The following is a 25,593-nucleotide window of genomic DNA, read 5'->3' as shown; positions in this document are numbered from 1 at the left end:
CGGCGAAAGGGGCCAGATGGTTACTCAATTATCCGCCCGGCATACCCGCATTGTCACCCATCTGCTGATCGCTTGCATCGCGATTCTGGCGGCGGCGGCTCCCATCATGCCCGCCCATGCGGACCCGGCCGATATTAATGCGGCAGCGCGCGGTGTGGTCCGGGTCGTCATCGTCGGCGATGACGGGGATGAAGTGTATGCCGTGTCGCATGGCAGCGGCTTCGCCGTTTCCCCCGAACGAATTATCACCAATGCCCATGTCGTGCAGGAAGCGGTGGATGACCCCAGCCTGTCGATCGGTATCGTTCCGGCGGATGGTGAAAATGCCGTTTATGGCCGATTGATCTCCGTTTCACCGCGCAATGATCTGGCGCTTATCGAAACGACCAGCCCGCTGAACCTGCCACCTTTGTCGATCGCATCGGGAAATGGCGCCGACAGCGGCCCGGTCGTATCGGTCGGCTATCCTATGAATGTGGACCGGGCGCAGGGATTGAATATGGAAGACATCTTCCACTCTACCCCGCCGGTAAAAAGCACCGGCTTCCTGTCTGGCCGCCGACCAAGCCGCGATTTTGATACATTGCTGCATACGGCCCCCATCGCGCGCGGGAACAGCGGCGGGCCACTGCTGGATGAATGTGGCCGCGTTATCGGCGTGAACAGCTTCGGCGCGGAAAGCGGCGGCGCGGATGCGGAGTTCTTCTTTGCCGTATCCACGCGCGAATTGCTGCCCTTCCTGCGCGCCAATGACGTTTCACCCAAAACCAACGGCCTTGCCTGCCGCAGTCTGGCCGACCTTAATCAGGAAGAACGCCAGCGAGCGCAGCGCGAGCAGATGATGGCTCAGCAAAAGGCCAATCAGGCAGAGGCCGCACTGGCTCACCGCCGCGATGAAATCCGCCGCACCGTGAACTACACTCTTATATCAGAGCGGGAGGATGGGATGGCCATCGCTCTGCTGCTGCTGATTATCGCATTGGGCGGCGGCGGCTATGCTGTATTGTCGCACCGCGAAGGCAAACGCCGCGCCGTAGCGATCGCCGGCGGTATCACGATATTGTCCGTTGTCGGCGCCATGATCAGCTGGATCTCCCGGCCTGACTTCTCTTCTGCACAGGACCGTGTCGAACGCGTCCTGAGAGCGGAGATGGAGGCGGAAGAAGATACGGGCGTGATCCCGGCCGGCGATACGGCGCAGCAAGTCACCAAGCAATGCACGCTCGATGTTTCGCGCAGCCGTATTACCGGCAGTGCGAATGATTCGCTTGATTTCAAATGGAACGACAATGGCTGCGTCAATGAGCGGACCCAATATGGATTGTCCAATGGCGAATGGTCGCGCGTTTTTGTGCCGTCATCCGAAGCAGCCGTGACGATCAGCCGCTTTGATCCGCAATCGGGCAAATATTCGATGGATCGCTATTTGTTGGGCCGTGATGATCTCGCCAAGGCGCGCGAAGCGCGCGGCGACTATCAAACGCCGGAATGCGGCGGCCTGGACGCGGCTCGTGAAGTCGGTGCCAGCCAGGACCGTGTCATCTCGCTATTGCCAGATCAGCCCAATGAACGGCTGGTATATAGTTGCACTGACAAATCCGAATGAGGATCTTTTTACGATGACTGAGACAGAAGCATGACAGTAAAGACCCCGTTTGGCTTGCATATCCCCGCACCCGATGGTAGTCGCGCGCCAGCTTTGCCGGGGGGCTGCAAAAGCATGCTCTTATTGGCAAAACTTCGTTTTCCGTTCCTTCGGACTTGAGAGGACCTTCACGCGTGGAGCTTTCCGCCGGTATCCAGGCCAGTCTTGCCGGGCGCTATGCGTCCGCTTTGTTCGATTTAGCTTCCGAGGCTGGCATTGTGACCGCCGTGGAAGGTGATCTGGACAGGCTGCAGGCCGCACTCGTCGAATCGAACGAGTTGCGCGCCCTTATTCGCAACCCAGAAATCAGTCGTGCTCAGCTCGGCAATGTCATGTGCGGTATCGGGGAGCATCTCGACCTTTGTGACATGACCCGTAATTTTCTCGGCGTTCTTGCCGAGAATCGCCGGATCATTGAACTGCCGGCCATGATTCGCGCCTTTGCAACCATTGCCGCCGCACAGCGCGGAGAGGTCACCGCCGAGGTGACCAGTGCCCATGCGCTCACGGAAGAACAATTGGCGGCACTTCAGCAAAAGCTGAAGGCACGCGAAGGTCGCAATGTTAAACTTCGGACCAGTGTCGATCCTGAGCTGCTTGGCGGCCTGGTCGTTACCATCGGTTCCAAAAGGATCGACAATTCGATCCGCACTCGTCTCAATTCTCTCGCCCAAGCGATGAAGGGCTGATGAAAGGCTGAAAATGGAAATTCGCGCCGCAGAAATCTCCAAGGTCATTAAAGACCGGATCGCTAATTTCGGTACAGAAGCCGAAGTCAGCGAAGTCGGAACCGTGCTTTCAGTGGGTGACGGCATCGCCCGCATCCATGGCCTCGACAAAGTCCAGGCCGGTGAAATGGTTGAATTCGCCAATGGCATTCAGGGCATGGCCCTGAACCTGGAAGCCGACAATGTCGGTGTCGTTATCTTTGGTACCGACTCCGACATTAAAGAAGGCGACAGCGTCAAGCGGACCGGCACCATCGTGGACGTTCCCATTGGCAAGGGCCTGCTGGGCCGCGTTGTTGACGCGCTGGGCAACCCGATTGACGGCAAGGGCCCGATCGTTTCCGATCAGCGCGCCCGTGTTGAAAGCAAGGCACCGGGCATCATCCCGCGTAAATCGGTTCACGAACCTGTGCAGACCGGCCTCAAGGCCATCGACGCTCTGGTTCCGGTTGGCCGCGGCCAGCGTGAGCTGATCATTGGTGACCGTCAGACCGGTAAAACCGCTGTCGCCATCGATACCTTCATCAATCAGAAGGGCCCCAATGCGGGCGATGATGAAAGCAAGAAGCTTTACTGCATCTATGTTGCCGTGGGCCAGAAGCGCTCCACCGTTGCGCAGATCGTTCGTCAGCTCGAAGAAAACGGCGCGATGGAATATTCGATCGTGGTTGCCGCAACCGCATCGGAACCCGCTCCGCTTCAGTATCTCGCACCCTATACCGGTTGCGCGATGGGTGAATTCTTCCGCGATAACGGCATGCATTCGCTGATCGTTTATGACGATCTTTCCAAGCAGGCGAATGCCTATCGTCAGATGTCGCTGCTGCTGCGTCGTCCTCCGGGCCGTGAAGCCTATCCGGGTGACGTGTTCTATCTGCACAGCCGCTTGCTCGAACGTGCTGCCAAGCTGAACGAAGCCAATGGTTCGGGCTCGATGACCGCTCTGCCGATCATTGAAACCCAGGCCGGCGACGTTTCCGCCTATATTCCGACCAACGTGATTTCGATCACCGACGGTCAGATCTTCCTTGAAACCGACCTGTTCTATCAGGGTATCCGTCCGGCTATTAACGTCGGCCTGTCGGTTTCGCGTGTGGGCGGTGCAGCGCAGACGAAGGCGATGAAAAAGGTCGCTGGTTCGATCAAGCTCGAACTCGCGCAATATCGCGAAATGGCTGCTTTTGCTCAGTTCGGTTCGGATCTCGACCCGGCAACGCAGAAGCTGCTTAACCGCGGTGCGCGTCTGACCGAACTGCTCAAGCAGCCGCAATTCTCGCCGCTGCCTTTTGAAGAACAGACCGTTTCGATCTTCGCCGGCACCAATGGCTATCTGGACAAACTCCCGGTTGGCCGCGTGACCGAATATGAAGCCGAAATGCTGTCCTTCATGCGTTCGCAGCATGGTGATGTGCTGAAGGACATTCGTGAAAGCCAGAAGTTTGAAGGCGATGTGAAAGACCGCACCGTTTCAGCTCTCGACGCTTTCTCCAAGCAGTTCGCGTAAGACCGCAGAGGATCATCCATCTTCGTCATCCCTCAACCGGGGGGTGACGAAAGGGGAAGGAAACAAGAGTGGCATCGCTCAAGGAACTCAAAGGTCGGATCAACTCGGTCAAATCGACCCAGAAGATCACGAAGGCCAAACAGATGGTCGCCGCGGCCAAGCTGCGCAAAGCGCAGGCTGCTGCCGAAGCTGCACGCCCCTATGCGGAGCGTCTGGCGAAGGTCATGGGCAGTCTGGCAGGTACGCTTGCTGGTCAGGACAATGCGCCCAAACTGCTCGCCGGCACCGGTTCGGATCAACGGCACCTGTTGGTTGTCGTCAATACGGATAAGGGGCTCTGCGGCGGTCTCAACGCCATCATCGTTCGCGCCGCTGCGCTCAAGGCCCGCGAGTTGCTGGCCGGAGGCAAGCAGGTCGAATTCTATCTCGTCGGCAAGAAGGGCCGTGCGCCGCTCAAGCGCAACTTCCCCAAACTGATCGGCCAGAACTTCGACACATCCACGGTTCGCACCCCCGGTTTCGAAGAAGCCGAAGCGATCGCGGATGAAGTGCTGGAAATGTATGATGCGGGCAAATTCGATGTCGCCCATCTCATATATCCCAAGTTCAAATCTGCGCTCGTGCAGGATCCAACGGTGCAGCAACTGGTTCCGGTCCCCACTCCTGAAGTGGCGGAAACCGAAAACAATGCGGTCGTTGAATATGAACCGGGTGAAGAAGAAATCCTTGAGGAATTGCTTCCCCGCTACATCAAGACGCAGATTTTCGGCGGCCTGCTGGAAGTCGCAGCATCCGAACAGGGCGCATCGATGACCGCGATGGACAATGCCACGCGCAATGCGGGCGACCTCATCAGCGACCTCACCATTCAGTATAACCGCAGCCGTCAGGCCGCGATTACCACTGAACTGATCGAAATTATTGCAGGCGCCGAAGCGCTCTAAGGCATAGAAAGCAAGGACAAAGTCATGGCTACTGCCCCCGTGTTAAACAAGACCACCAATGGCACGATCAGCCAGGTCATCGGCGCTGTTGTCGACGTGACCTTCGATGGCGAACTGCCGTCGATCCTCACCGCGCTGGAAACCGATAATAACGGTCAGCGTCTCGTGCTCGAAGTGGCACAGCATCTGGGTGAGAACACCGTTCGCACCATCGCCATGGACGGCACTGACGGCTTGACCCGCGGCCAGCCCGTGACGAACACTGGCAAGCAGATCACCGTTCCGGTCGGCCCGAAAACACTCGGCCGCATCATGAACGTCGTCGGCGAACCGATCGACGAACGCGGCCCGGTTGGCGCAGAACTGAGCTCGCCTATTCACGCAGAAGCGCCGAGTTTCGTGGAGCAGTCCACCGAAGCTGCCATTCTGGTAACGGGCATCAAGGTTATCGACCTTCTCGCGCCTTATGCGCGTGGTGGTAAGATCGGCCTGTTCGGCGGCGCCGGCGTGGGCAAGACCGTTCTTATTCAGGAACTGATCAACAACATCGCAAAGGGCCATGGCGGCGTGTCCGTCTTCGCCGGTGTTGGTGAACGTACCCGTGAAGGTAACGATCTCTATCACGAATTCCTCGACGCCGGCGTCATCGCTAAGGATGATGAAGGCAATGCAACTTCCGAAGGCTCCAAAGTGGCTCTGGTCTATGGCCAGATGAACGAACCCCCGGGCGCTCGTTCGCGCGTTGCCCTGTCGGGCCTGACGATGGCGGAATATTTCCGCGATCAGGAAGGCCAGGACGTGTTGTTCTTCGTGGATAACATCTTCCGCTTCACGCAGGCTGGTTCCGAAGTGTCCGCCCTGCTCGGCCGTATTCCCTCGGCCGTTGGCTATCAGCCGACGCTCGCCACCGATATGGGGCAGCTGCAGGAACGCATTACCTCGACGGACAAGGGCTCGATCACCTCGGTGCAGGCCATTTACGTGCCGGCCGATGACCTTACCGACCCGGCACCTGCAACGTCCTTTGCCCACCTCGATGCGACGACCGTGCTTAACCGTGCGATTTCGGAACTCGGCATCTATCCCGCGGTTGACCCGCTCGATTCCACCAGCCGCGTTCTCGAACCGCGCGTCGTGGGCCAGGAGCATTACGAGACCGCTCGTAACGTTCAGGAAACGCTGCAGAAGTATAAGTCACTGCAGGACATCATCGCCATTCTCGGGATGGACGAACTGTCCGAAGAAGATAAGCTGACCGTGCAGCGCGCTCGTAAAATCCAGCGCTTCCTGTCGCAGCCTTTCCACGTGGCTGAAGTCTTCACCGGCATTCCGGGCAAGTTCGTGCAGATCGAAGATACGATCAAATCGTTCAAGGCCGTGGTCGAAGGCGAATATGATCACCTTCCCGAAGCAGCCTTCTACATGGTTGGCGGCATCGATGAAGCGATCGAAAAAGCCAAAAAGCTGGCAGAAGAGGCGTAAGCTCGATGGCACTCCACTTCGAACTGGTCACCCCGGCCAAGCTGGTCCGCTCGGAAGAAGTCCATATGGTCGTCGTTCCGGGCACGGAAGGCGAGTTCGGCGTACTGGAAGGCCACGCCCCTTTCATGTCGACAATCGCCGATGGCGCGGTGCAGATTTTCAAAGCGGCTGGCGCTCAACCTGAAGAAATTCAGGTCCGCGGTGGCTTCGCTGAAGTAGGCAAAGCAGGTCTGACACTGCTCGCGGAGCATGTTGAAGACTGAACCAACTGCCATAGCAAATTAAAGGGTCGCCATTTGGCGGCCCTTTTTTTGTTGTGTAGCTCAAGAATAAACGTAGGATGGCACCCAATGATCGGGAAAACACGATCAACGGAGAGGATGCCATGTTTTTTAGCCCCATTGTGCTCGCAGCGAGCCTGACTCTCGCTCCCCCTGCTGCCCCGCAGCAGCCGCTCGAAAGCGGCCTGGAGGGCGCAATTCAGGGCTGTGAGGAATGGGTTCTCAATCCCGCCAGCTGGACTGACGGGATTGAGCCCTTCATGGAAAATGTCGCTTTGGGCGATCGCATGGGGTTGGTGGATTCCATTCCCGAATCGGCTCAGCCTCCGCGCAATCTTCGGGTGGCCAATCATTATTGGCGCATCAATGCGACAAAGGATGCCGGATATTTTCTGGTCGTGTCCGACCATGTGCCCATGTGCCACATCACGGGAGGCGGCGAAGTTGATCTGCAGCCCACCGTCGCCGCGCTGATGTCTTCCGCAGATTTTTCTCGCAATTGGCAATTGGTCGATGAGTTCAGTGACGACGGCATGCTGACGTCAAAATTCAGCCATCGTCAGGAACCCAGCCTGATCATGACACTCAGCCGCAGTGATCAGTCAAAGACAAGCGCAGCGCGCCCGCAGCTCGTCGTCACCGCGAAGATCGATCTGCGCGGTTAAGCCTCGCTGACACCCGACGTCACACAGCACATCTGCATTAGACAAAAAAAGGCCCGGTCAGATGACCGGGCCGTAATAGTTTGGGAGAGGATGCCTGAAAGGCCCTCCCCATATGCCGATCACTCCGGATTCGGACAAACGACAAAACCTCATGTGGTGTTGCATTACATGCAACTGATGGCAGAGTGTACAAAATTACCCGCGTTTTCCGTAGGTTGGCGCGTAAAAGTCAGCGGGCTTGTCGGCAATCCAAATGAGAAAATTGGCAACAATCTCATTTTGCGCAATTAATTCACGGTTTGTGCCGATCCGCGCAAGCTGAGCGTTGGTGAAATTCGCATGGATCGTCCGATGACAGATCGGGTGGAGCGGAACGATCTGCCGTCCGCCTTTGGACTCCGGTACGGTATGATGCCAATGAATGCGCTGCCCCATGCGTCTGCCGCATAACCAGCAAAAACGCGCGTCACCGTCCTCTTTCGCCTGGATGCAGTTTTTTTTAACCATAAATGCTCTACATCTCCGCCAATCGGGTCAGGAGGGGAATTATCACAATGGGGTCGCCAATTCATTCACAACACGCCAGCGGGGCAAAGGTCGTCCCCTGGCATCTGCATCTCATCGCTCTTGGCGTGCTGATGGCGCTGGCTGTAGCAAGCCGCATGCCATGGTATGGCGATCCGATTGTCGGTTATGATGAACAGCTCTACTCGCTGATCGGCAATCATATGCTGAAAGGCGCTCTGCCGTTCGTCGATCTCTGGGACCGCAAACCTTTCGGCCTTTTCCTGATCAATGCAATCGCCAGATGGATCGGAGGACCTGGTCCGATCGGTATTCAGATCATGGGGACGATCGCTGCTATTGCAGGTAGCTGGCTCACCTATCGTTTCGCTCTATATCTCACCGACTGGGCCTGCTCCTGTCTGGCAGCATCATTCTACCTTCTGCTGATGCCGTTATACACGATCTTCACCAGCCAGTCCGAGATATTTCACGTTCCCTTTATGCTCGGCATGCTATGCGTGCTCTACCGGGGTGGGCGCCCGATCACGCTTCGCGCCGCTATTTTTGCCATGCTTCTGGGCGGCCTGGCACTGCAGATCAAATATACCGTTTTACCGCAGTGCATATTCTTCGGCTGCTATGCATTATGGCGTTTCTGGCGCGGCGGCATGCCGCCGATTCGGCTCGTCACGCTGGCAATGCTGTTTGCGCTAATCGGACTTCTGCCTACCATATGCGTCGCAATCTTCTATTGGGCGCAAGGCGGATGGGATGCCTTCGTCTTCGCCAATTTCATTTCTTTTTTCGATCGTGTCCCCCTCGGGCGAACCGGTTTCGTCAAGCCACATCGCTGGCTGTTATTACTGGCAATTGCCATCCCTGGTCTGGCCTCCTGCAAGCGGCTCAAAGGAACATCGCAAGCAGCGCCCTATCGTCTGCTCGTGGGATGGTCCCTTGCGGCTCTGGCCACCGTGTATCTGCCCGGCACAACCTATATTTATTACCTCGCCGCGCTGATCCCCTGCGCCGTGCTGCTGGGTCTGCCATTTTATGGATCTGCTGGACCATTTCGGTGGGCTCCGGCTTTCCTCTACCTCTACTTTTACGCGGCCCTGTTCAACAATATTGGCTGGGTCCGCATGGCAGAGGAAGACAGGCAGGTAGCAGCCGTGCTCGAACGCGCCACGTCTCCTTATGTCGGGCATCGACAGGATTGCCTTTACGTCTTCGATGGGCCGACCGGCTTATATGATCTGACCGAAAGCTGCCTACCGACAACATTCATCTATCCTGATCATCTTAACAATGCGCTGGAAACGAACGCACTGGGCATCGATCAGGCTGGCGAGGTGGCGCGAATACTCTCGCAGAGACCGGGCGCCATCATCACTGCCAGCGAGGCGGTGACGCCCCAGAATCCTGAGAGCCTGCGTCTTATTCATAAGGCGACCGCCACAGATTATCAACGGGTTGCACAGATACACCACCACAACCGAATGCTCTATGCTTGGGTGCGGCGCGACAAATTGAAGGGGAAACCCTGACATGCCGACGCCCTCAGCCCCCCAATTGCAGCGGTCTCGGCGAGTACTCCAAACAGGTCTATCGGCTGAAACACCGCCCCCTGCCCTGGTTCTGACGATAATCCTGGCGGTGACTTTTCTAACGCGGTTCTATTGGTTTGGTGATCCGGTCGCCGATTATGACGAACAGCTTTACTCGCTGATCGGCTCAAAAATGCTGGAAGGCCAATTGCCTTTCGTAGACCTCTGGGATCGCAAACCTTTCGGCCTGTTCGTTCTATTCGCTTTTGCCCATTGGATCAGTGGGCCCGGCCCGATAGCCTATCAGCTGCTGGCCGTGCTGTTCGCCGCGATCGGAGCATGGCTCATTTACAAACTGGCGGCGCGGCTGGTCGATGGAACAACCGCATTGATCGCGGCTACCCTCTATCTCGTCATGTTGCCAATGTATGCCGTCCACTCCGCACAAAGCGAAGTGTTTCACGTCCTGCTCATGATTGGAATGGTCTGCCTGCTCAAAACGAAAAAGGGGCACCTTGGCGTATTCCCTGCTGCTGGCGCCATGCTTTTGGGCGGCCTCGCGCTTCAGGTGAAATATACGGTTTTCCCGCAATGTTTCTTTCTGGGTGGTTACGCACTGTGGCGGTTTTACCGTCAAGGCATGCCCATCAAGCAGATTTGTCTAATGGCCTTTCAATTCGCTTTTCTGGGATTGCTCCCGACATTGTTGGTCTTTGCGTTCTATCTTCTGATCGGCCAGTCAGAAGCCTATATTTTCGCCAATTTCCTGTCTTTCTTCAATCGTACACCTGCAGGATTTTGGAACCAAAATGTCTTTGCCTGCTGGTTCCCGATTGCCCTTCTCGTCATTCCTGGATTGCTGTGGGCAAGACGCCTTCAGGACACTGATGGACTGTATCCGCTGGTGTTTGGGTGGTTCATCTCCTGCATAATCACCGCCTATCTGTCGGGCACGACCTATTTCTTCTATTTTGCAGCGCTGATACCACCGGCATTACTGCTGAGCCTGCCCATGTTGAACCGCAAGGGTCCGTTCGGACTGGTGCCTGCCCTGCTGATATTGCTGATCTTAACATCTCAGAGCCAGATCCCCACCCGGGCAGCGCCGGTGGGAACAGAAAAGAAGACCATACGCGAACTTGCCGCTGCTATTCGCCCACATATCGGCAAGAATGAGAACTGCCTGTTTGTTTATGATGGCCCGACTGCGCTGTATCAGCTGACAAATAGCTGTTTACCCACACCGATCATCTATCCTGATCTGCTGAACAATAGGCTCGAATCTCGGTCTTTAGGGATCGATCAGACTGAAGAAATCACAAGGATACTGACCGATAGCCCCGGTGCAATCGTGACTGCCGACATTCCTGTCACACCGCATGATCCGAAAAGCGATGCGCTGGTTTCCTCCGCGATCGACAAGCATTATCGGCTTGCAGCGCGCGGGCGTATCAAACATCGGATCATCTCTGCCTGGATACGCAAAGGACCTAGGACTACCCCTTCGGCGCGCGGCGAGATCGCCCGCTCCACCAGAGATACAGACCAGCACCCACAATGATGGCAGCCCCTGCGAAGCTGACCAGATCAGGAATATCGTCAAAAAAGATCCAGCCCAGCAAAACCGCCATCAGCAATTGGCCATAGGTCATGGGTGCGACGGTTGAGGCCCCGGCTCTGGTAGTGCCGAGATAGATCATCCAATGTGCGAGAGTGGCGCTGACCGCAATGAACGCGCAGCGGGCAAATACATGCCAGGCTGGCCAGTGCATATGCAAGGCCGCAATACCGCTGAAATGGCCGATAATCGTGGCGACAAACAAGATGATGGCCGCCGTAATCGAGAGATATGCCTGCATCGCCAGCACAGAGCCCACATTCATGGTGGCGCGATTGGCGATAATCAGCACAGCCATCCCGATCGCCGCGAGCAATGGCAGCAGGGCCGCGGGGCCGATTTCCACGAAATTGGGGCGCAGCACCAGCACCACTCCGACAAAGGCGATTATGGTTGCAATAATCGTCTGGCGTTTGAGCTTTTCCCCCAGAAACAGCACTGCCAGAATGGCGGTTATCATCGGCTGTGTGAAAGTGATCGTGATCGCCTCTGCCAATGGCATCAACCATACGGCCGCGAAGATCGCGATGCTCGATGTTGCAACGGCGAGCCCCCGCACCCACTGCAAATGTGCAACCGGCATGGGCCATAAAGCTTGCCAGCCATGACGCGCGACCAGAACAGCAGAGAGGCCGATAGCACCAAGAATATAGCGCGTTGCCGCCATCGCCGTGGGCGGCCACATCCCGGTCATCCCCTTGATTATCGCATCGCCCACCGCCAGCAGAGAGAACCCTGCCAACACAAAAAGCAGGCCGGCGCGGTCAGAATGCTCCATCTGGCGATCTCTCCTGTTTCCCCTGCCCAGCCCTTGTCATAATATTTGATATTGCGCCATGTGACACATTAGGGACTTCGCAAAGTTTTCATTTTATTGATCTTGTCTCTATACCGTTTTCGAACCGACAATAACCGGGCGCATGGCAGGGAAAGCCACAAACAATATGAACGCATTCGGAAAAAAGAACGGAGGATCTGGCCTCAGGCAAGGCGCGCGCCCCAATTTTGGCGTCGCCAAACCCATGAAGGGTGGCAGCAGCAAATCTGCTCCCAAGGATGAGGCCGCAGAACCGGCTCCTGCCGAGTCATCTTCTCCGGCCCCCTCCAGTGCTTCACGCGGCTCAGGAGCGGCGAGCGAAGCCCTCGCCCGCCTGGCAGAACGCGCCAATGCCGTTGCCTCAGCGCCGGCAGAAAGCACCGGGTTTGAAGGCAGTGTCCATAAGATCAAGGAGCAGGTGCTCCCGCGCCTGCTGGAACGGGTTGACCCCGAAGCCGCAGCCACGCTGACAAAAGAGGAACTGTCCGAAGAGTTCCGCCCCATCATCACCGAAGTTCTGGCCGAACTGAAAATTACGCTGAATCGGCGTGAACAATTCGCCCTGGAAAAGGTGCTGATTGATGAATTGCTAGGCTTCGGCCCGCTTGAGGAATTGCTCAGCGATCCGGATGTGTCCGATATTATGGTCAACGGCCCGGACCAGACTTATGTGGAACGCAAGGGCAAGCTGGAGCTTTCAACCATCCGCTTCCGCGATGAGCAGCATCTGTTCCAGATCGCTCAGCGGATTGTGAATATGGTGGGCCGGCGCGTGGATCAGACCACACCGCTGGCCGACGCCCGTCTGAAAGATGGCAGCCGCGTCAATGTCATCGTGCCGCCGCTCTCTTTGCGCGGCACCGCTATTTCCATTCGTAAATTCTCCGAAAAACCGATCACGCTGGATATGCTCAAGGGTTTCGGATCGATGAGCGATGCCATGTGTACTGCGCTGAAAATCGCTGGCGCCAGCCGGATGAATGTGGTGATTTCAGGCGGTACTGGCTCGGGCAAAACAACCATGCTCAACGCGATGTCCAAGATGATCGATCCGGGCGAACGCGTTTTGACGATTGAGGATGCGGCCGAACTACGTCTGCAACAGCCGCATTGGTTGCCGCTCGAAACCCGCCCGCCAAACCTTGAAGGACAGGGCGCCATCACGATTGGTGATCTGGTCAAGAACGCCCTGCGTATGCGGCCGGACCGGATCATTCTGGGCGAAATCCGTGGCTCTGAATGTTTCGATCTGCTGGCAGCGATGAATACGGGCCATGACGGGTCCATGTGTACGCTCCACGCCAACTCGCCTCGCGAATGTCTGGGACGTATGGAAAACATGATCCTGATGGGTGACATCAAGATCCCCAAGGAAGCTATCAGCCGCCAGATTGCCGAAAGTGTGGACCTGATCGTTCAGGTGAAACGTCTGCGCGATGGCTCACGCCGGACCACCAACATCACCGAAGTTATCGGGATGGAAGGCGATGTGATCGTGACGCAGGAATTGTTCAAATTCGAATATCTCGATGAAACCGAGGATGGCGAGATTATCGGCGAATATGCAAGTTCGGGCCTCCGTCCCTATACGCTGGAAAAGGCGCGGATGTTCGGGTTTGATCAGGCCTATCTGGAAGCCTGCCTGTAACGCAGCATTCCAATAGCCCGGCCCCATGATTACCCCGTAGCCCACCCCTTGATGGCGAGAGTCGCCAGCGTCACCCCGATCAGGGCGGAGACCAGGAACAGTGTCGTCCAGGGCACCCAACCCACAGAATCTATGCTTTTGCGCCGGATCCGCCGCCGCTCCGCCCAAAAGGCTAAAATCGCCACAATGAAGGCAGCCGCGGCCCACAAAGCGAGCCAAGTTGCGTCACTCGCGAAGAGAAGAAATTCCGGTTCCTTAAGCACGGCGCCCATATGGTTAGGTACAGACGATACGGCAACGCTTGATCCATAATCAAAGTCACCTAAGGCCGCTTTGATGACAGCTTCCGCACCCATTCAGCGCCCTCTCCTAGCGCTTTTGATCAGGCTGGGGGCTGTGGCCTGTCTGGCCACGATGCAGATGCTGATCAAACTGGCATCGGAACACGATATCCATTTGCTGGAAATTCTGTTCTGGCGGCAATTCATCACCCTGCCGATCGCTTTTGCATGGGTGACCATGACCAGCAGCATCGCGGTGCTGGCGACAAACCGGCCATGGGACCACGCGCGCAGAGCCGCATATGGCATGCTCGGCATGGTGCTGAATTTTGGCGGGGTTATCCTGTTGCCACTGGCAGAGGCAACCACGATGGGGTTTACCGCGCCGATCTGGGCGGTGATCCTCTCCGCTATTATTCTGCGAGAGAAAGTTGGTAAATATCGCTGGGCCGCTGTGATTGCGGGTTTTGCCGGCGTGTTGATTATCGCGCAGCCGGGCGGCGGAAACATACCTGCCGTGGGTGCCGGTGTGGCTTTGTCCGGGGCCTTTATGGTGGCGCTCATTTCCATTCAGATTGCCGATCTCAACAAGACCGAAAAACCCCTGACAATCGTCTTTTATTTCGCTGCATTCAGTACGCCCAGCGTGGCTCTGGCCTTGCCATTTGTCATGACCCACCACTCACTGATGGAATGGGCGCTGCTCCTGGGCATCGGTCTGGCGGGATCGGCCGGGCAGCTCTTGCTAACCTCTGCCCTGCGATTTGGCGCCGTCGCCAGCGTGATCGTGATGGATTATTCCTCCTTATTCTGGGCGACCATCTATGGCTGGCTGGTCTGGCAGGTCCTGCCACCCGCGGCGACCTGGATCGGGGCACCGCTGATTATTACCGCCGGACTCGTTATCGCCTGGCGTGAACACACATTGTCCCGGCAGCGTCGGCGCGAGGCCGCAGCAAAGGGAACCTAATATTGGCCAACGGGTTTCAATGGGGTTCAGAGAAAGGAACACCCATGGCTCGTAAACTACTCATCGCCTTTGGCGTCAGCGTATTCGCCCTTTCCACCGCCGCCTGCAATACCGTCGCAGGTGCTGGCCAGGATCTTGAATCCGTGGCCAATGATGCAGACAGGGCCATCTGACCCCAGCTCTAATCGCAAGTGAGGCGCCGCGCAGTTACCTGCGCCGGCGCCTTTATTGTTTGCGGTACACCAGCGTAAGATTGTTGGCAGGCATGGCATAGCGCGCCATACGCTGGAAACCATTGCGCTGAGCCAGCGCATCAATCGCTGCCAACTGACGAATGCCCCAATCCGGACACCGTGATTTAAGGCTCGCATCAAAGGCGAGATTGGATTCTGCGGGTTTAATTCCTGCTTCGAAATAGGGCCCATACAGAATCAGCGGCTGACCACTATCGAGCAACCGCTTCGCCCCGGCAAACAGCCCCTCACTGGCGGACCACGGGCTGATGTGGATCATGTTGATACATAAAATCGCATCAGCCTGCTCTGTTGGCCATATTGCAGCAGAGGCATCAAGTGCGAGAGCGGGGAGGAGGTTCGCCCCGTCATACTCACCGGCCCAATCATCGATCGATGCCTGTGCTTCGGTTGAAGGATCACTTGGCTGCCAATCCAGCTGCGGAAATTGCGCGGCAAAATACAACACATGCTCGCCCGATCCGCTCGCAATTTCCAGTACCTGCCCCTGCTTCGGCAATTCGGATGAAAGGATTTCTGCAATCGGCACGCGATTACGCGCGGCTGCCGGGGCGCTGTACTTCACCGATGGTTCTCCGTGTGATTGGCCAGTTTCGAAATATCATCATATTCATGCACAAACCGCCCGGCTTGGGCCTGTCCCATTGTGGCCAGAGCTGCGCTGGCGACCCGCTCAGCGGGGACGGCGCGTAACCGTCGCTGTGCACCGTGAAGGAACAATGCGGTGAGCGGGCTAAGCATAATCCCGAGACGTTCAAATTTGCGCCGATCCTGTCCCCGCGGCCCTTTCAGGAGACTGGGCCGGAAGATATCCAGCCGCCGAAAGCCGATTTTCGCCAGCGCGTCCTCTGTTTCACCCTTGGTCCGCAGATAGAAATTACCGCTGGCTGCATCCGCGCCAACAGAGGAAATTACCGTAAACTGATCGGCGCCTGCCGATTTCGCGGCTCGGGCAGCCGACACGACCAGATCATGATCCACCGCGCGGAATGCTGCTTCGTCCTTTCCCGCCTTCGACCATGTCGTCCCCAGCGCACAAATGACCCCCTGCGGCGCATAATCCGCAATCGCGTCCTCCCATCCAGACGGATCGGCAATCAACATTTCCAGAGGCGCGCCTCGCGGCAGGGGTACTTCTCTGCGGGCCAAAGCCTTCAGCGAGACATTCGGATAGAGTGGAAGGTGCCTCAAGACGCTCTGGCCAATCAGCCCGGTCGCCCCGATCAGTAGCACCCGCCGCCGATCAGACATTGGACAGCCCCGACGGGACATGGCCGAAGATCCTTCGATGGCAATCCATCGCATAGCGATCGGTCATTCCGGCGATAAAATCCGCAATATGGCGGCTGCGTGCCGGTTCGGCATCGGGCAGGCTGTCACGCCAGCCCGCCGCCAGCAAAGCAGGATCACCCCGATAGGCCGAGAACAGGCTGGCCACCACGTCCCGCGCCGACTGTGCGGCCTGCAATTGTTCAGGATGATAATACAGATTTTGATACATGAAGTTCTTAAGCTGCCGCTCCTGCGCGCGCATCTCCGCCGAAAAAGCGATGACAGGTGCGGACGCATTGCGAATGTCTTCAAGTGACTGGACGGATTGTAGATTAGCGGAAGAGCTGGAAAGCAGATCATTCACCATCACTCCGATCTGTCCGCGCACGAGTTCACGCAATTGCGTGTCGCGCGGAGCGTGTGGGAAACGCCGTTCAACTGCGGCCCATTGTTCAGCCACGAAGGGCAGAGACAAGAGTTGATCAAGCTTTAGAAATCCGGCCCGCAACCCGTCATCAATATCGTGATTATCATAGGCGATATCATCCGCCAGCGCGGCCACTTGCGCTTCAGCCGAGGAGAACCCCTGCAGATCGAGCGGAAAATCGGCATCCAGCTGTGCAAGTGCCCAGCCCGGTGATGCAACCGGCCCATTATGCTTGGCCAGTCCCTCCAGCACTTCCCACGTCAGGTTCAGTCCCGGATGGTCGCAATAGGGGCTTTCAAGCCGCATCAGCGTGCGCAAACAATGGGCGTTGTGGTCAAATCCCCCCTGATCGGTCAGGGCCTCGTCAAGCGCCTTTTCCCCCGCATGGCCGAAGGGCGGATGACCGATATCATGCGCCAGACACAGCGCCTCGGTCAGATCTTCATCCAGCCCGAGGCTGCGCGCAATGACGCGCCCGATTTGGGCCACTTCCAGACTATGCGTCAGCCGGACACGGTAATGGTCGCCATCGGGGGCAACAAATACCTGTGTTTTTCCGGCCAGCCGCCGAAATGCGATGGAATGGATGATCCGGTCGCGGTCGCGCTGGAACTCACCGCGCGGGCCACGCGCACCATCCCTGTTTTCGTTGAATTCCCGGCCTCTGGAGGCGTTGGGGTCGGCGGCAAAAGCGGCTCGGTTCATGAAAGCTGCGCTACGCGCTGCTCAGTAAGCTGACAACAAGAACAGAACGGCAACCTTGCGATTTCGCTCAATCCTGTCCCAAAATCCATTCCGCCGCACGCATCGCATGAATGTGCGTGGTGTCGTAAATCGGCAGAACATTGGCATCGACATCAACGATCTGCTCCAGCTCTGTACAGGCCAGAACGATCGCCTTCGCCCCTTCCTGTTCCTTCACCGTAATCATGGTTTTCAGCTTCCGCTGGGCATCGCGGGTCGCCTTGCCCACCATCAATTCTTCATAGATGATGCGGTCGAGTTCCTGCACATTATCCATCTCAGGCGGCAGCAGATCGATGCCATGGGCCACCAGCCTCTGGCGAAAGAAGCTCTCGGTCATCACATTGCTCGTGCCAATAACGGCGGCATTCGTGATGCCGTCATCGACCATCTTCTTGCCCACGCAATCGGCTATATGCAGAATGGGAACGGAAACGCTTTCGGCAACACGGTCATAGACGCGGTGCATGGAATTGGCCCCGATTATGAGCGCCCCGGCACCCGCCTGCTCCAGCCGCTGAGCAGATTCGATGAGCTTGCTGGTTGCCCGGTCCCAATCATCCTGCGCCTGCAAGGCGTAAAGCTCGGAGAAATCCAGGCTATCGATGAGCATGGGTGCGCTGCTGCGCCGGTCGCGCCGCGCCTGAACTCTGGAATTTATATAGGAATAATAGGTCCTTGTTGAGACCCAGCTCATTCCGCCGATCAAGCCCAATTTGCGCAAAACCAAGATCCCTCATAACCGATTTATGTAGGCTCTATTGTATAGAGCCTACAAAGTTAAATTTTGTGATTAGCCAGGGATGTCACCGCGATGCAGCAAAGATCACCTGCAGGTGCGGCCCGGACGAGAAACGCCCAATGGATAGGCTGGAGCGCCCGGCGCAACCTGCTTCAAAACGGCCAGCGTCAAACGGTTCACTCCAGAACGCGCTGCAGTGAACCGCGCGGGCACCTGTCAGGCGATGAGAAACACGATGAACATCACCAGTAGACCGATGGCCGGAACGACCCATTTCAAGGCCCCGACAAACCCTTCATAGGTTTTTTCCGAAGACTGGATATCCTGCGCTGAACTCATGGCCAAACTTCCTTATGTGGCATATATTTCCCAAACGCTTTATCCACGCTACACCTTCCACTCAAGTGTTCAGATGAACCTTAATCGCCTCTTTACTAAACAGCTCTAGGCTTCGGACTGAAACAATATAGACAGTGGATACGATGCCGGAACCGCAGCAGCGAACCTTAATGCTGATTGATGATGAGCCTGGCCAAAGCCGGCTGATCTCTGCGCTTGCCGCCCGTGAAGGCTGGCGGACCATCATCGTAAGCAATCCCGAAGAAGCCATTTCCGCACTCGATACGCGGCAGGGGAAACAGCTTTCCGCTGTCATCCTCGACCAATGGGTGCCCGGTGATGAAGCCGGTAATTTGATTCGTGAGATGAAGGCACTGCGCCCTGCGCTGCCCATATTGATGCTGACCACCAGCGCCTCCCCCATGTTGGCGGTGGAAGCCATGCGGGCCGGCGCGACCGATTATCTGGTCAAACCCGTGGCCCCCGATCGGCTGATGCAGGCGTTGCGCAACGCCACATCACTGGAAGCGCCCAAGGATGAGCTGACCCCGCTGACCGAAAAAATGCCGGTTACGCTTGATTTCGATGCGATGATCGGAACCGCCCCGCCCTTTCGCGATGCCTTGGCCAAAGCAGCCAAGGCTGCCAGAGGGCACGGCACCGTTCTGATTGAAGGCGAAAGCGGAACGGGCAAGGAAATGCTGGTGCGGGCGATGCATGCGGCCTCTCCGCGCGCCAAGGCCAGCTTTCGGATACTCAATATCGGTGCGGTTCCGGCCAATTCGATCGAATCGATCTTGTTCGGTCATGAAAAGGGATCTTTCGCTGGCGCGTTTGACCGCCAGATCGGCGTTTTCGAAAAATGCGATGGCGGCACGCTGGTGCTGGACGAAATCGATCGCCTCGCCCCCGATCTTCAGGAAAAACTCGCCGAGACCCTCATTTCCGGAAAAGTGAAGCCCCTTGGCGCGCAGCACGCTTTTCGCATTGATGTGCGCACTATTGCGGCGAGCAATCTTCCGCTGACGGATCTGGTCGCATCCGGCCATTTCCGGCGCGAATTGCTGGATGCCGTTGCCTCGTCGAAAATAGTCCTGCCTCCTCTGCGTCAGCGCAGCGGGGATATTGCGGCATTGGCCCGGCATTTCCTCACCCGGATCGGCGAACAGCCCGGACTCAACCATTTGAGCATAACCGAAGGCGCGCTCAAATTGCTGGGCGCGTTTGATTGGCCCGGCAATGTGCGCCAGCTACAGGCCGTGCTCTTCCGCGCCGCGGTTTTCTGCGACGGGGACGCTTTGACAGCAGAAGACTTCCCCCAATTGCGGGAATTGCTGGGTGATCAGGACAATGACGACAGCCCGGCCAGCCATGACGGTGTAGGCGTTATGCTCTATGCCGAGGACGGGAATCTACGCAGTCTCCAGGAGATTGAAGCCGATATTATTCGCCTCGCCATCGGTCATTATCGCGGGCGGATGACAGAAGTCGCCAGACGGCTCGGCATTGGCAGATCTACGCTCTATCGCAAATTGAGCGAGCTGGGCATCGACAGCGTCGCGTAACGCCGCCCACTGACCTCACAAAACCCCATAAGACTACGTAAGTTGGGAACTCAAGTGAGGCTCCGAACGTAAATTAACATGTATCAAGTTCGTATGCCCTTATTGCTCTTGCCCTTGCTGGCATTAAGCGCGTGCGGTTCCGGCGAAGGCGGTGACAATGTCGCCTCTTCAACTGCCGAGGCCGAACAGGCCCCTTTTGTGTCAGCTTTCACCTCCCGCATCGCCGAAGATCACATCGGCCCGTTTTCCTATCACTATAATCGCGAGGATTTCGTCCGCACCGAAATCGAGATTGCCGTGCCGCCAATCTATGATGGCACGATATGGGGAGTTAAGCTCATCCCGGCCAAAAGCGCGGCGAAGCTTGGCAATGCGAGCTGCGATTACAACCATTCGGGCGAGCAGCAGACCTGCAGCGCCGCGAAGGAACCGGGTCTAACGATGGCTCTGCTGGAGCGTCCAATCTCGAATTATGGGCAGGCATTCATCAATGCTGGCTTTTCTCAAAGTGATCTGCCGGAAATCTCTCTGATGGATAAGCAAGGTTTTCGCGTCACCATCGCCCGCGATGGCAGCGAAACAGAATATAGCTTCATCCCCGTAGAAGGCCGCACGCTGATGCTGGCCCGTCAAATCAGCAATGAAGCATCCGCCTATCGAACCGAAATACGCGACGTGATGCGAAGCCTGAAAAGTCCGGAAAACCGGTTTTAATCGTTTAGGGTAAAGTCCGTCAGCGCTGCGTCGCGTTGACCGCGCCACACATCACGCGCCTGCGCCGTTTCGGCAACATCATGCACCCGCAGCAATTGGCAACCGGCATTCATTCCGGCAATCGCCAGCGCCAGCGACCCACCCAATCTGTCATGCGCCGGTGCTTCTTTCGACAACGCGCCAATCATGCGTTTGCGGCTGACCCCCAGCAATAGCGGGTGTCCCAGCGCATGGAAAAGCGCGAGATTGTTCATCAGTGCGAGATTTTCGGACAGGCTTTTTCCAAAACCCAGCCCGGGATCGAGGATGATCCGGTCGCTTCTGACGCCAGCCTCAATCGCCGCATCGCGCCTTTCACGCAGCCATTCAAATACGTCGAACACGACATTATTGTAATCCGCACCTTCATGCAGATTGTCGCCGCTGCCCGGCGCATGCATCAACACCACGGTCAGGCCACTGGCGGCAGCAAACTCCAGTGATCGCGGATCGTGGCGGAGGGCAGACACATCATTATATATATGTGCACCTGCTTTCTGCGCAGCCTCCATTACGGCCGGTCGGCGCGTATCCACACTGATCGCGGCGCCCATCGCGCTACTGAATTCGACCGCAGGGACGACGCGTTTTATTTCGTCCCCTTCCCAAACGGGATCGGCTCCGGGCCGGGTGGATTCGCCGCCAATATCCAGAATAGCCGCGCCAGCTGACAGCATCTCGCCCGCATGGGCACGGGCCACGTCATCGTCGCCCAGAAACTGCCCCCCATCCGAGAAACTGTCGGGCGTAACGTTGAGAATTCCCATGATTTGCGGCTGGTCGAGCCGGATAATTCGATCGCCGCATTGCAGCGGCGGATGGGCAAGCGAGAGGTTGGCCCATTGCTCTTCAGCTTCGGCAGCAAGTTCTGCGGGCAGTTTCGCCAGCACCTCCGGCATGCTGGCCGGGCTCGCCAGATGGCGCTGCACCACCCGGCCCGCTTCGGCAATGATCACCGCAAAGCGATGCACATAGACCATGCCCCCCGCCAAACGGAGGGCATCGCCATGTTCAGCTTGCGGGCTTTTGCAAAAGCCGGTCGGGCAGAGATAGATTCGGGCCATCAATCCTCGATGGCGAGGAGATAGGTCTGACGCAAGGCATCGAGTGGTTTGATGTCGCCCTCATGCTCCAGATGCCAATATGTCCAGCCATTGCAGCTTGGCGCGCCCTGCAAATTCTTGCCCACGCCGTGAATCGAGCCCTTTTCCGTGCCACTTTCCAGCGAGCCATCGGCCCGTACCGTGGCGCTGAAGCGGCGTTTTTTGTCGAATAGCTGCGTGCCGGGGGCAATAAACCCTGCTTCAACCAAAGAGCCGAAAGCGACGCGCGGCGCGCTTTTGCGGCTTTGCATGGTCTTCAACGCGCTTTCATCGAGTGGCAGAGCGCTTTCAATCCGTTCCAGTGCGGCCCCGCGATAGCCGTCCTCTCTTTCGCAACCGATCCAGTTCCGGCCCAGCCGCTTGGCCACCGCACCGGTGGTTCCGGTTCCGAAAAACGGGTCCAGCACCACATCACCCTTTTCCGTGGTGGCGAGCAGCACCCGGTACAGCAAGGCCTCGGGCTTCTGGGTCGGGTGGACCTTGTGCCCGTCTTTTTTCAGCCGTTCCCCGCCATTGCAAATCGGGAGAACCCAGTCCGAACGCATCTGCAATTCGTCGTTCAGGGTCTTCATCGCGGTGTAGTTGAAGTGATAGCGCGCCTTTTCACCCGTCGAAGCCCAGAGCAGCGTTTCATGCGCATTGGTGAAGCGGGTGCCGCGGAAATTGGGCATCGGGTTGGATTTGCGCCACACAATGTCGTTCAAAATCCAGAAGCCGATATCCTGCAGGATCGCACCGACGCGGTAGATATTGTGATAGGAACCAATCACCCACAATGCGCCATCGGGCTTCAGCACGCGCTTGGCTTCGACCAGCCATTCGCGGGTGAATTTGTCATAGGTGGCAAAACTGTCAAACCGGTCCCATTCGTCGGTTACCGCATCAACCTGGCTGCCATCAGGACGATTGAGATCGCCGCCGAGCTGCAGATTATAGGGTGGATCGGCAAAAACGAGATCGACGCTGTTATCGGGCAGGCTACGCATCGCCTCGATACAGTCTCCGGACAGGATCTTGCCCAGTGGCAGATCCAGCGGTGCTTTGGCCTTTGGAGCCTTGACCACTGGTGCCTTGGCAAGAGTATCGGCTTTGCGAATTTTAGTAAGAGCGCCCATTTTGCGTATTTCGATCCCTGTAGCTTTTCCAGAGGGTGAGTCTTTTTGGATTCGCCGTCAAGCCCGCAGATTCCCACGAGTCGCTACGTATAGCGGGGAACGAAAGGAGTCCGCCACAGCATCTTGAGTCCCGGCCGCTTGCGAGACTCGATATGTAGTTGTGTCACCCAATGGACTCTATTTTTACGAAAACAGGTCCATTTGCGAAACAGGGGCAAAACTGCGTCGATGGAGCGGCGTGGGTCCGTGTTCGCGCAAGGCCGCCAGATGATCCTTCGTCCCATATCCCTTATTCCGCTCCCACCCGTAATGGGGATAGGTCCGGGCGGCATCGCGCATCACACGGTCGCGATATTCCTTGGCCAGAATGGACGCAGCACCGATACTGGGCTCCAGCCCGTCACCGCCGATGATCGCCCTGGCAGGCCAGCGCCATGCGGCATTGCGCCCATCAGGCGTACAATTGCCATCGATCAGCACATTTGCCGCTTCGCGTCCCAACACATCGCACAGGGCCGCAACGGCCTGTGTCATGGCCAGCATCGTCGCGCCGAAGATGTTCAGCCGGTCAATATCTTCCACGTCCACCACGCCGATCCCATAGGCGCAGCGCCGACGGATACGCTCCTCCAGCATGGCACGCTTGGCTTCGCTCAGCTTCTTGGAATCATCCAGCCCGCCCGGCCGCGGCTTGCACAATAGCACCGCAGCGGCCACCACTGGACCAGCAAGAGGGCCGCGTCCGGCTTCATCGACCCCAAAAACAAGGTCATGATCCGCGAAAGAGGCACCAAAATCGTGTGAGGGAGTTCCAGAGAGCATGAGCACATTCAATTCCTACGCCGCGCTGCTATCGCCTGCAGCGCTGATGATGGCAAGCTGCGGATCGGCACAGGCCCCTGAGACCTCTTCACAATCTACGGTGGCGCCAGCGGACAGACCCGCACCCGCCATTGAGGAAACGCCCTTCACTGTTTCGGCACATGGCGAATTTGACGAGCCCTGGGCCATGGCTATCGAGCCGGAAACCGGCCGAATATTCATTACCGAAAGGCCCGGAACGCTAAAGTTTTTTAATCCTGAAACCGGCAAAGGCGGCGCTATCACGGGCGGGCTGCCAGAGGTTGATTATGGCGGTCAGGGCGGGTTGGGCGATATCGCCTTCGGCCCGGATCATGCGCAAGACGGCACCATTTACCTCACCTGGGTCGAGGCGGGCGACGATGACACGCGCGGCGCGGTGTTGGGGCGCGGCACGCTGGTTTGCGATGAACCTTCCAGCTGCGTGATTGAAAATCTGGACATAATCTGGCGCCAGGTGCCCAAACTTTCCGGCCGGGGGCATTATTCACACCGCATCGCCTTTTCGCCCGATGGCGAATATCTGTTTCTGACCTCCGGCGACAGGCAGAAAGGCGATCCGGCACAGGATCTTTCCAATAATCTCGGCTCGGTCCTGCGGCTGCTTCCTGATGGCAGCGCGGCGCCGGGTAATCCCTTTGCGGAAAAGGGCGGCGTATCTGATCAGATCTGGTCCTACGGCCACCGCAATCTGCTGGGCCTGCAATTCGATGAAGACGGCCATCTGTGGGATCTCGAACATGGCCCGGCTGGGGGTGACGAACTTAATCTGGTGGAACCGGCCAAGAATTATGGCTGGCCGCTGGTGTCCGACGGCGACCATTATAATGGCGACCCGATCCCCAATCCCTCCACGCGCCCGGATCTGGAACGGGCAGCGATAAGCTGGAACCCGGTGATCGCACCGGGCGACTTCATTTTTTATCGCGGCGATATGTGGCCGGAATGGAACGGTCAGGCCCTGATCGCCAATCTCAAAACCAAATCGATCAGCCGGGTTTCCATCGATGACGCGATGCGCGGCACCGAGGAATCGCGCTATGATTTTGACAATCGCCTGCGCGATATTGCCGAAGCTGAAGATGGGTCCTTATGGGTGATAGAGGATGGGAAAGGCGGCCGCCTGCTTCATCTGACCGCAGCGAAAAACGCATCATCTGCCGAGCAGTGATCGCAGAACTTCGCGGCTGACAAGCGTATTTTCATTGCCACATGCGCCGGCGTTGCCTATCCGCGCGCCGCTCATGTCTGACAATACACCCACACTCATCCCGCTCGACAATGTCGACCCGGCCCTCGTCGAAACGCTGCTCGATCGCGCCTTTGGCCCCGATCGTCATCAGCGAACGGCCTATAAGGTGCGCGATGGTGTGGATTACCTCCCTGCCCTCAGCTTTGCTGCGCTGGACGGTACGGAACTGCTGGTCGGCTCAATCCAGGTCTGGCCTGTCGCACTGACAGACAGCAAAGGCCGGGCCCATCCCATGCTGATGGTCGGGCCGGTTGCCGTCATCCCTGAAAGACAGGGCGAAGGCTTTGGCCAAGCGCTGATGGCGGGCATGCTGTCCGCGCTCGATCCCAGAGCTGACTTGCCGCAAGTGCTGATCGGCGATGCCGATTATTACGGGCGGTTCTTCGGATTTGAGGCGGCACCGACGCAAAAATGGGACCTTCCCGGCGAATGGGACCGTGCGCGCCTGCTGGTCCGCTGTACCAATCCCGCCGTTCTGCCGGTAGAAGGCGTCTTGGGGCCTTGGCTCGGCTGATGCTATCTGGCATCGGCT

General features: G+C 57.5%; 27 protein-coding genes. 16 read left to right on the top strand and 11 right to left on the bottom strand.

The window, feature by feature from the left end:
• The first annotated feature begins 16 nt into the window (after positions 1 to 16).
• The 7 genes from GRI91_RS00595 (at position 17) to GRI91_RS00565 (ending at position 7,249) form a co-directional block, all read left to right on the top strand.
• Entirely contained in the window at positions 17 to 1,606 is a 1,590-nt protein-coding gene (locus GRI91_RS00595) for a S1 family peptidase (protein WP_160734712.1), read from the top strand.
• A 173-nt stretch (positions 1,607 to 1,779) separates the two neighbouring features.
• A complete protein-coding gene (locus GRI91_RS00590) occupies positions 1,780 to 2,334 on the top strand; it encodes a F0F1 ATP synthase subunit delta (protein WP_160734711.1) in 555 nt (184 codons plus the stop codon).
• A gap of 13 nt (positions 2,335 to 2,347) precedes the next feature.
• A complete protein-coding gene (gene atpA / locus GRI91_RS00585) occupies positions 2,348 to 3,877 on the top strand; it encodes a F0F1 ATP synthase subunit alpha (RefSeq protein ID WP_160734710.1) in 1,530 nt (509 codons plus the stop codon).
• A 68-nt stretch (positions 3,878 to 3,945) separates the two neighbouring features.
• The gene (locus tag GRI91_RS00580) at positions 3,946 to 4,821 is read left to right on the top strand and encodes a F0F1 ATP synthase subunit gamma (protein WP_160734709.1); all 876 of its coding nucleotides are present in this window, start codon (positions 3,946 to 3,948) and stop codon (positions 4,819 to 4,821) included.
• Positions 4,822 to 4,845: 24 nt separating this feature from the next.
• The gene (atpD, locus tag GRI91_RS00575; RefSeq protein WP_160734708.1) at positions 4,846 to 6,303 is read left to right on the top strand and encodes a F0F1 ATP synthase subunit beta; all 1,458 of its coding nucleotides are present in this window, start codon (positions 4,846 to 4,848) and stop codon (positions 6,301 to 6,303) included.
• 5 nt (positions 6,304 to 6,308) lie between these two features.
• A complete protein-coding gene (locus GRI91_RS00570) occupies positions 6,309 to 6,566 on the top strand; it encodes an ATP synthase F1 subunit epsilon (protein WP_160734707.1) in 258 nt (85 codons plus the stop codon).
• 77 nt (positions 6,567 to 6,643) lie between these two features.
• Positions 6,644 to 7,249: a hypothetical protein gene (locus GRI91_RS00565; RefSeq protein ID WP_160734706.1), complete on the top strand. Its 606-nt coding sequence runs from the start codon at positions 6,644 to 6,646 to the stop codon at positions 7,247 to 7,249.
• Positions 7,250 to 7,444: 195 nt separating this feature from the next.
• On the opposite strand, the gene GRI91_RS00560 is transcribed toward GRI91_RS00565, so the two are convergent.
• Entirely contained in the window at positions 7,445 to 7,684 is a 240-nt protein-coding gene (locus GRI91_RS00560; RefSeq protein ID WP_237437572.1) for an HNH endonuclease family protein, read from the bottom strand.
• Between the two features lie 119 nt (positions 7,685 to 7,803).
• Here GRI91_RS00560 and GRI91_RS00555 point away from each other — a divergent pair, with 119 nt between their 5' ends.
• Together GRI91_RS00555 and GRI91_RS00550 are read left to right on the top strand one after the other, a co-directional pair.
• A complete protein-coding gene (locus tag GRI91_RS00555) occupies positions 7,804 to 9,300 on the top strand; it encodes an ArnT family glycosyltransferase (protein ID WP_160734704.1) in 1,497 nt (498 codons plus the stop codon).
• 1 nt (position 9,301) lies between these two features.
• Complete coding sequence (locus GRI91_RS00550; RefSeq protein ID WP_337190292.1) at positions 9,302 to 10,861, top strand: ArnT family glycosyltransferase; 1,560 nt, start codon at positions 9,302 to 9,304, stop codon at positions 10,859 to 10,861.
• Here GRI91_RS00550 and GRI91_RS00545 read toward each other — a convergent pair.
• Positions 10,797 to 11,696 carry a DMT family transporter gene (locus tag GRI91_RS00545; RefSeq protein ID WP_160734702.1) on the bottom strand — a complete coding sequence of 300 codons (900 nt, stop codon included), beginning with the start codon at positions 11,694 to 11,696 and terminating at the stop codon, positions 10,797 to 10,799. The two genes, GRI91_RS00550 and GRI91_RS00545, sit on opposite strands and share 65 nt — an antisense overlap.
• Positions 11,697 to 11,862: 166 nt before the next feature.
• Here GRI91_RS00545 and GRI91_RS00540 point away from each other — a divergent pair, with 166 nt between their 5' ends.
• Positions 11,863 to 13,383 (top strand): TadA family conjugal transfer-associated ATPase, encoded by a 1,521-nt coding sequence (locus GRI91_RS00540; protein WP_160734701.1) that lies wholly within the window; start codon positions 11,863 to 11,865, stop codon positions 13,381 to 13,383.
• Between the two features lie 29 nt (positions 13,384 to 13,412).
• Here GRI91_RS00540 and GRI91_RS00535 read toward each other — a convergent pair whose 3' ends face one another.
• On the bottom strand, positions 13,413 to 13,739 hold the full coding sequence (locus tag GRI91_RS00535; RefSeq protein ID WP_160734700.1) for a hypothetical protein: 327 nt from the start codon (positions 13,737 to 13,739) through the stop codon (positions 13,413 to 13,415).
• Between GRI91_RS00535 and GRI91_RS00530 the strand changes: the two genes are divergently transcribed.
• Positions 13,720 to 14,634, top strand: a complete 915-nt coding sequence (locus tag GRI91_RS00530; protein WP_160734699.1) for a DMT family transporter — start codon at positions 13,720 to 13,722, stop codon at positions 14,632 to 14,634. The genes GRI91_RS00535 and GRI91_RS00530 overlap by 20 nt on opposite strands.
• Before the next feature lie 44 nt (positions 14,635 to 14,678).
• Complete coding sequence (locus GRI91_RS00525; RefSeq protein WP_160734698.1) at positions 14,679 to 14,807, top strand: Entericidin EcnA/B family protein; 129 nt, start codon at positions 14,679 to 14,681, stop codon at positions 14,805 to 14,807.
• 52 nt (positions 14,808 to 14,859) lie between these two features.
• Here GRI91_RS00525 and GRI91_RS00520 read toward each other — a convergent pair whose 3' ends face one another.
• The 5 genes from GRI91_RS00520 to GRI91_RS00500 form a co-directional block, all read right to left on the bottom strand.
• Positions 14,860 to 15,453 (bottom strand): DUF938 domain-containing protein, encoded by a 594-nt coding sequence (locus GRI91_RS00520; RefSeq protein ID WP_160734697.1) that lies wholly within the window; start codon positions 15,451 to 15,453, stop codon positions 14,860 to 14,862.
• On the bottom strand, positions 15,450 to 16,139 hold the full coding sequence (locus GRI91_RS00515) for an NAD(P)H-binding protein (protein ID WP_160734696.1): 690 nt from the start codon (positions 16,137 to 16,139) through the stop codon (positions 15,450 to 15,452). Before GRI91_RS00515 ends, GRI91_RS00520 begins: the two co-directional genes overlap by 4 nt.
• Positions 16,132 to 17,292: a deoxyguanosinetriphosphate triphosphohydrolase gene (locus GRI91_RS00510; RefSeq protein ID WP_160734695.1), complete on the bottom strand. Its 1,161-nt coding sequence runs from the start codon at positions 17,290 to 17,292 to the stop codon at positions 16,132 to 16,134. Before GRI91_RS00510 ends, GRI91_RS00515 begins: the two co-directional genes overlap by 8 nt.
• Before the next feature lie 67 nt (positions 17,293 to 17,359).
• Positions 17,360 to 18,055 (bottom strand): aspartate/glutamate racemase family protein, encoded by a 696-nt coding sequence (locus tag GRI91_RS00505; RefSeq protein WP_160734694.1) that lies wholly within the window; start codon positions 18,053 to 18,055, stop codon positions 17,360 to 17,362.
• A gap of 234 nt (positions 18,056 to 18,289) precedes the next feature.
• Positions 18,290 to 18,412 (bottom strand): aa3-type cytochrome c oxidase subunit IV, encoded by a 123-nt coding sequence (locus tag GRI91_RS00500; protein ID WP_160734693.1) that lies wholly within the window; start codon positions 18,410 to 18,412, stop codon positions 18,290 to 18,292.
• A 143-nt stretch (positions 18,413 to 18,555) separates the two neighbouring features.
• Here GRI91_RS00500 and GRI91_RS00495 point away from each other — a divergent pair, with 143 nt between their 5' ends.
• Entirely contained in the window at positions 18,556 to 19,977 is a 1,422-nt protein-coding gene (locus GRI91_RS00495) for a sigma-54-dependent transcriptional regulator (RefSeq protein WP_160735304.1), read from the top strand.
• Positions 19,978 to 20,055: 78 nt separating this feature from the next.
• Positions 20,056 to 20,691 carry a hypothetical protein gene (locus GRI91_RS00490; RefSeq protein ID WP_160734692.1) on the top strand — a complete coding sequence of 212 codons (636 nt, stop codon included), beginning with the start codon at positions 20,056 to 20,058 and terminating at the stop codon, positions 20,689 to 20,691.
• Here the strand turns inward: GRI91_RS00490 and folP are convergent.
• From folP to GRI91_RS00475, 3 genes are all read right to left on the bottom strand, one after another.
• The gene (gene folP, locus GRI91_RS00485) at positions 20,688 to 21,797 is read right to left on the bottom strand and encodes a dihydropteroate synthase (RefSeq protein WP_419866818.1); all 1,110 of its coding nucleotides are present in this window, start codon (positions 21,795 to 21,797) and stop codon (positions 20,688 to 20,690) included. The genes GRI91_RS00490 and folP overlap by 4 nt on opposite strands.
• Positions 21,794 to 22,948, bottom strand: coding sequence for a site-specific DNA-methyltransferase (locus GRI91_RS00480; protein WP_160734690.1), 1,155 nt, complete (start codon positions 22,946 to 22,948; stop codon positions 21,794 to 21,796). Before GRI91_RS00480 ends, folP begins: the two co-directional genes overlap by 4 nt.
• A 183-nt stretch (positions 22,949 to 23,131) precedes the next feature.
• Positions 23,132 to 23,770: a ribonuclease HII gene (locus tag GRI91_RS00475; RefSeq protein ID WP_160735303.1), complete on the bottom strand. Its 639-nt coding sequence runs from the start codon at positions 23,768 to 23,770 to the stop codon at positions 23,132 to 23,134.
• Between GRI91_RS00475 and GRI91_RS00470 the strand changes: the two genes are divergently transcribed.
• A complete protein-coding gene (locus GRI91_RS00470; RefSeq protein ID WP_160734689.1) occupies positions 23,769 to 24,980 on the top strand; it encodes a PQQ-dependent sugar dehydrogenase in 1,212 nt (403 codons plus the stop codon). The two genes, GRI91_RS00475 and GRI91_RS00470, sit on opposite strands and share 2 nt — an antisense overlap.
• Before the next feature lie 73 nt (positions 24,981 to 25,053).
• Positions 25,054 to 25,575 (top strand): GNAT family N-acetyltransferase, encoded by a 522-nt coding sequence (locus GRI91_RS00465; RefSeq protein ID WP_160734688.1) that lies wholly within the window; start codon positions 25,054 to 25,056, stop codon positions 25,573 to 25,575.
• Positions 25,576 to 25,593: the final 18 nt, after the last annotated feature.

Source organism: Altericroceibacterium endophyticum, from assembly GCF_009827595.1.
GTDB classification, from domain to species: Bacteria; Pseudomonadota; Alphaproteobacteria; order Sphingomonadales; family Sphingomonadaceae; genus Altericroceibacterium; species Altericroceibacterium endophyticum.
Note: the sequence above shows the minus strand (reverse complement) of the source record. Positions and strands in the feature narration are given on the sequence as shown.

Coding starts and splice junctions, on each gene's coding strand:
- GRI91_RS00595 (WP_160734712.1), top strand. CDS start 17: ATGGTTACTCAATTATCCGCCCGGCATACCCGCATTGTCACCCATCTG.
- atpA (WP_160734710.1), top strand. CDS start 2,348: ATGGAAATTCGCGCCGCAGAAATCTCCAAGGTCATTAAAGACCGGATC.
- atpD (WP_160734708.1), top strand. CDS start 4,846: ATGGCTACTGCCCCCGTGTTAAACAAGACCACCAATGGCACGATCAGC.
- GRI91_RS00570 (WP_160734707.1), top strand. CDS start 6,309: ATGGCACTCCACTTCGAACTGGTCACCCCGGCCAAGCTGGTCCGCTCG.
- GRI91_RS00565 (WP_160734706.1), top strand. CDS start 6,644: ATGGCACCCAATGATCGGGAAAACACGATCAACGGAGAGGATGCCATG.
- GRI91_RS00560 (WP_237437572.1), bottom strand. CDS start 7,684: ATGGGGCAGCGCATTCATTGGCATCATACCGTACCGGAGTCCAAAGGC.
- GRI91_RS00555 (WP_160734704.1), top strand. CDS start 7,804: ATGGGGTCGCCAATTCATTCACAACACGCCAGCGGGGCAAAGGTCGTC.
- GRI91_RS00550 (WP_337190292.1), top strand. CDS start 9,302: ATGCCGACGCCCTCAGCCCCCCAATTGCAGCGGTCTCGGCGAGTACTC.
- GRI91_RS00545 (WP_160734702.1), bottom strand. CDS start 11,696: ATGGAGCATTCTGACCGCGCCGGCCTGCTTTTTGTGTTGGCAGGGTTC.
- GRI91_RS00540 (WP_160734701.1), top strand. CDS start 11,863: ATGAACGCATTCGGAAAAAAGAACGGAGGATCTGGCCTCAGGCAAGGC.
- GRI91_RS00530 (WP_160734699.1), top strand. CDS start 13,720: ATGACAGCTTCCGCACCCATTCAGCGCCCTCTCCTAGCGCTTTTGATC.
- GRI91_RS00535 (WP_160734700.1), bottom strand. CDS start 13,739: ATGGGTGCGGAAGCTGTCATCAAAGCGGCCTTAGGTGACTTTGATTAT.
- GRI91_RS00525 (WP_160734698.1), top strand. CDS start 14,679: ATGGCTCGTAAACTACTCATCGCCTTTGGCGTCAGCGTATTCGCCCTT.
- GRI91_RS00515 (WP_160734696.1), bottom strand. CDS start 16,139: ATGTCTGATCGGCGGCGGGTGCTACTGATCGGGGCGACCGGGCTGATT.
- GRI91_RS00510 (WP_160734695.1), bottom strand. CDS start 17,292: ATGAACCGAGCCGCTTTTGCCGCCGACCCCAACGCCTCCAGAGGCCGG.
- GRI91_RS00500 (WP_160734693.1), bottom strand. CDS start 18,412: ATGAGTTCAGCGCAGGATATCCAGTCTTCGGAAAAAACCTATGAAGGG.
- GRI91_RS00495 (WP_160735304.1), top strand. CDS start 18,556: ATGCCGGAACCGCAGCAGCGAACCTTAATGCTGATTGATGATGAGCCT.
- GRI91_RS00490 (WP_160734692.1), top strand. CDS start 20,056: ATGTATCAAGTTCGTATGCCCTTATTGCTCTTGCCCTTGCTGGCATTA.
- GRI91_RS00480 (WP_160734690.1), bottom strand. CDS start 22,948: ATGGGCGCTCTTACTAAAATTCGCAAAGCCGATACTCTTGCCAAGGCA.
- GRI91_RS00470 (WP_160734689.1), top strand. CDS start 23,769: ATGAGCACATTCAATTCCTACGCCGCGCTGCTATCGCCTGCAGCGCTG.
- GRI91_RS00475 (WP_160735303.1), bottom strand. CDS start 23,770: ATGCTCTCTGGAACTCCCTCACACGATTTTGGTGCCTCTTTCGCGGAT.
- GRI91_RS00465 (WP_160734688.1), top strand. CDS start 25,054: ATGTCTGACAATACACCCACACTCATCCCGCTCGACAATGTCGACCCG.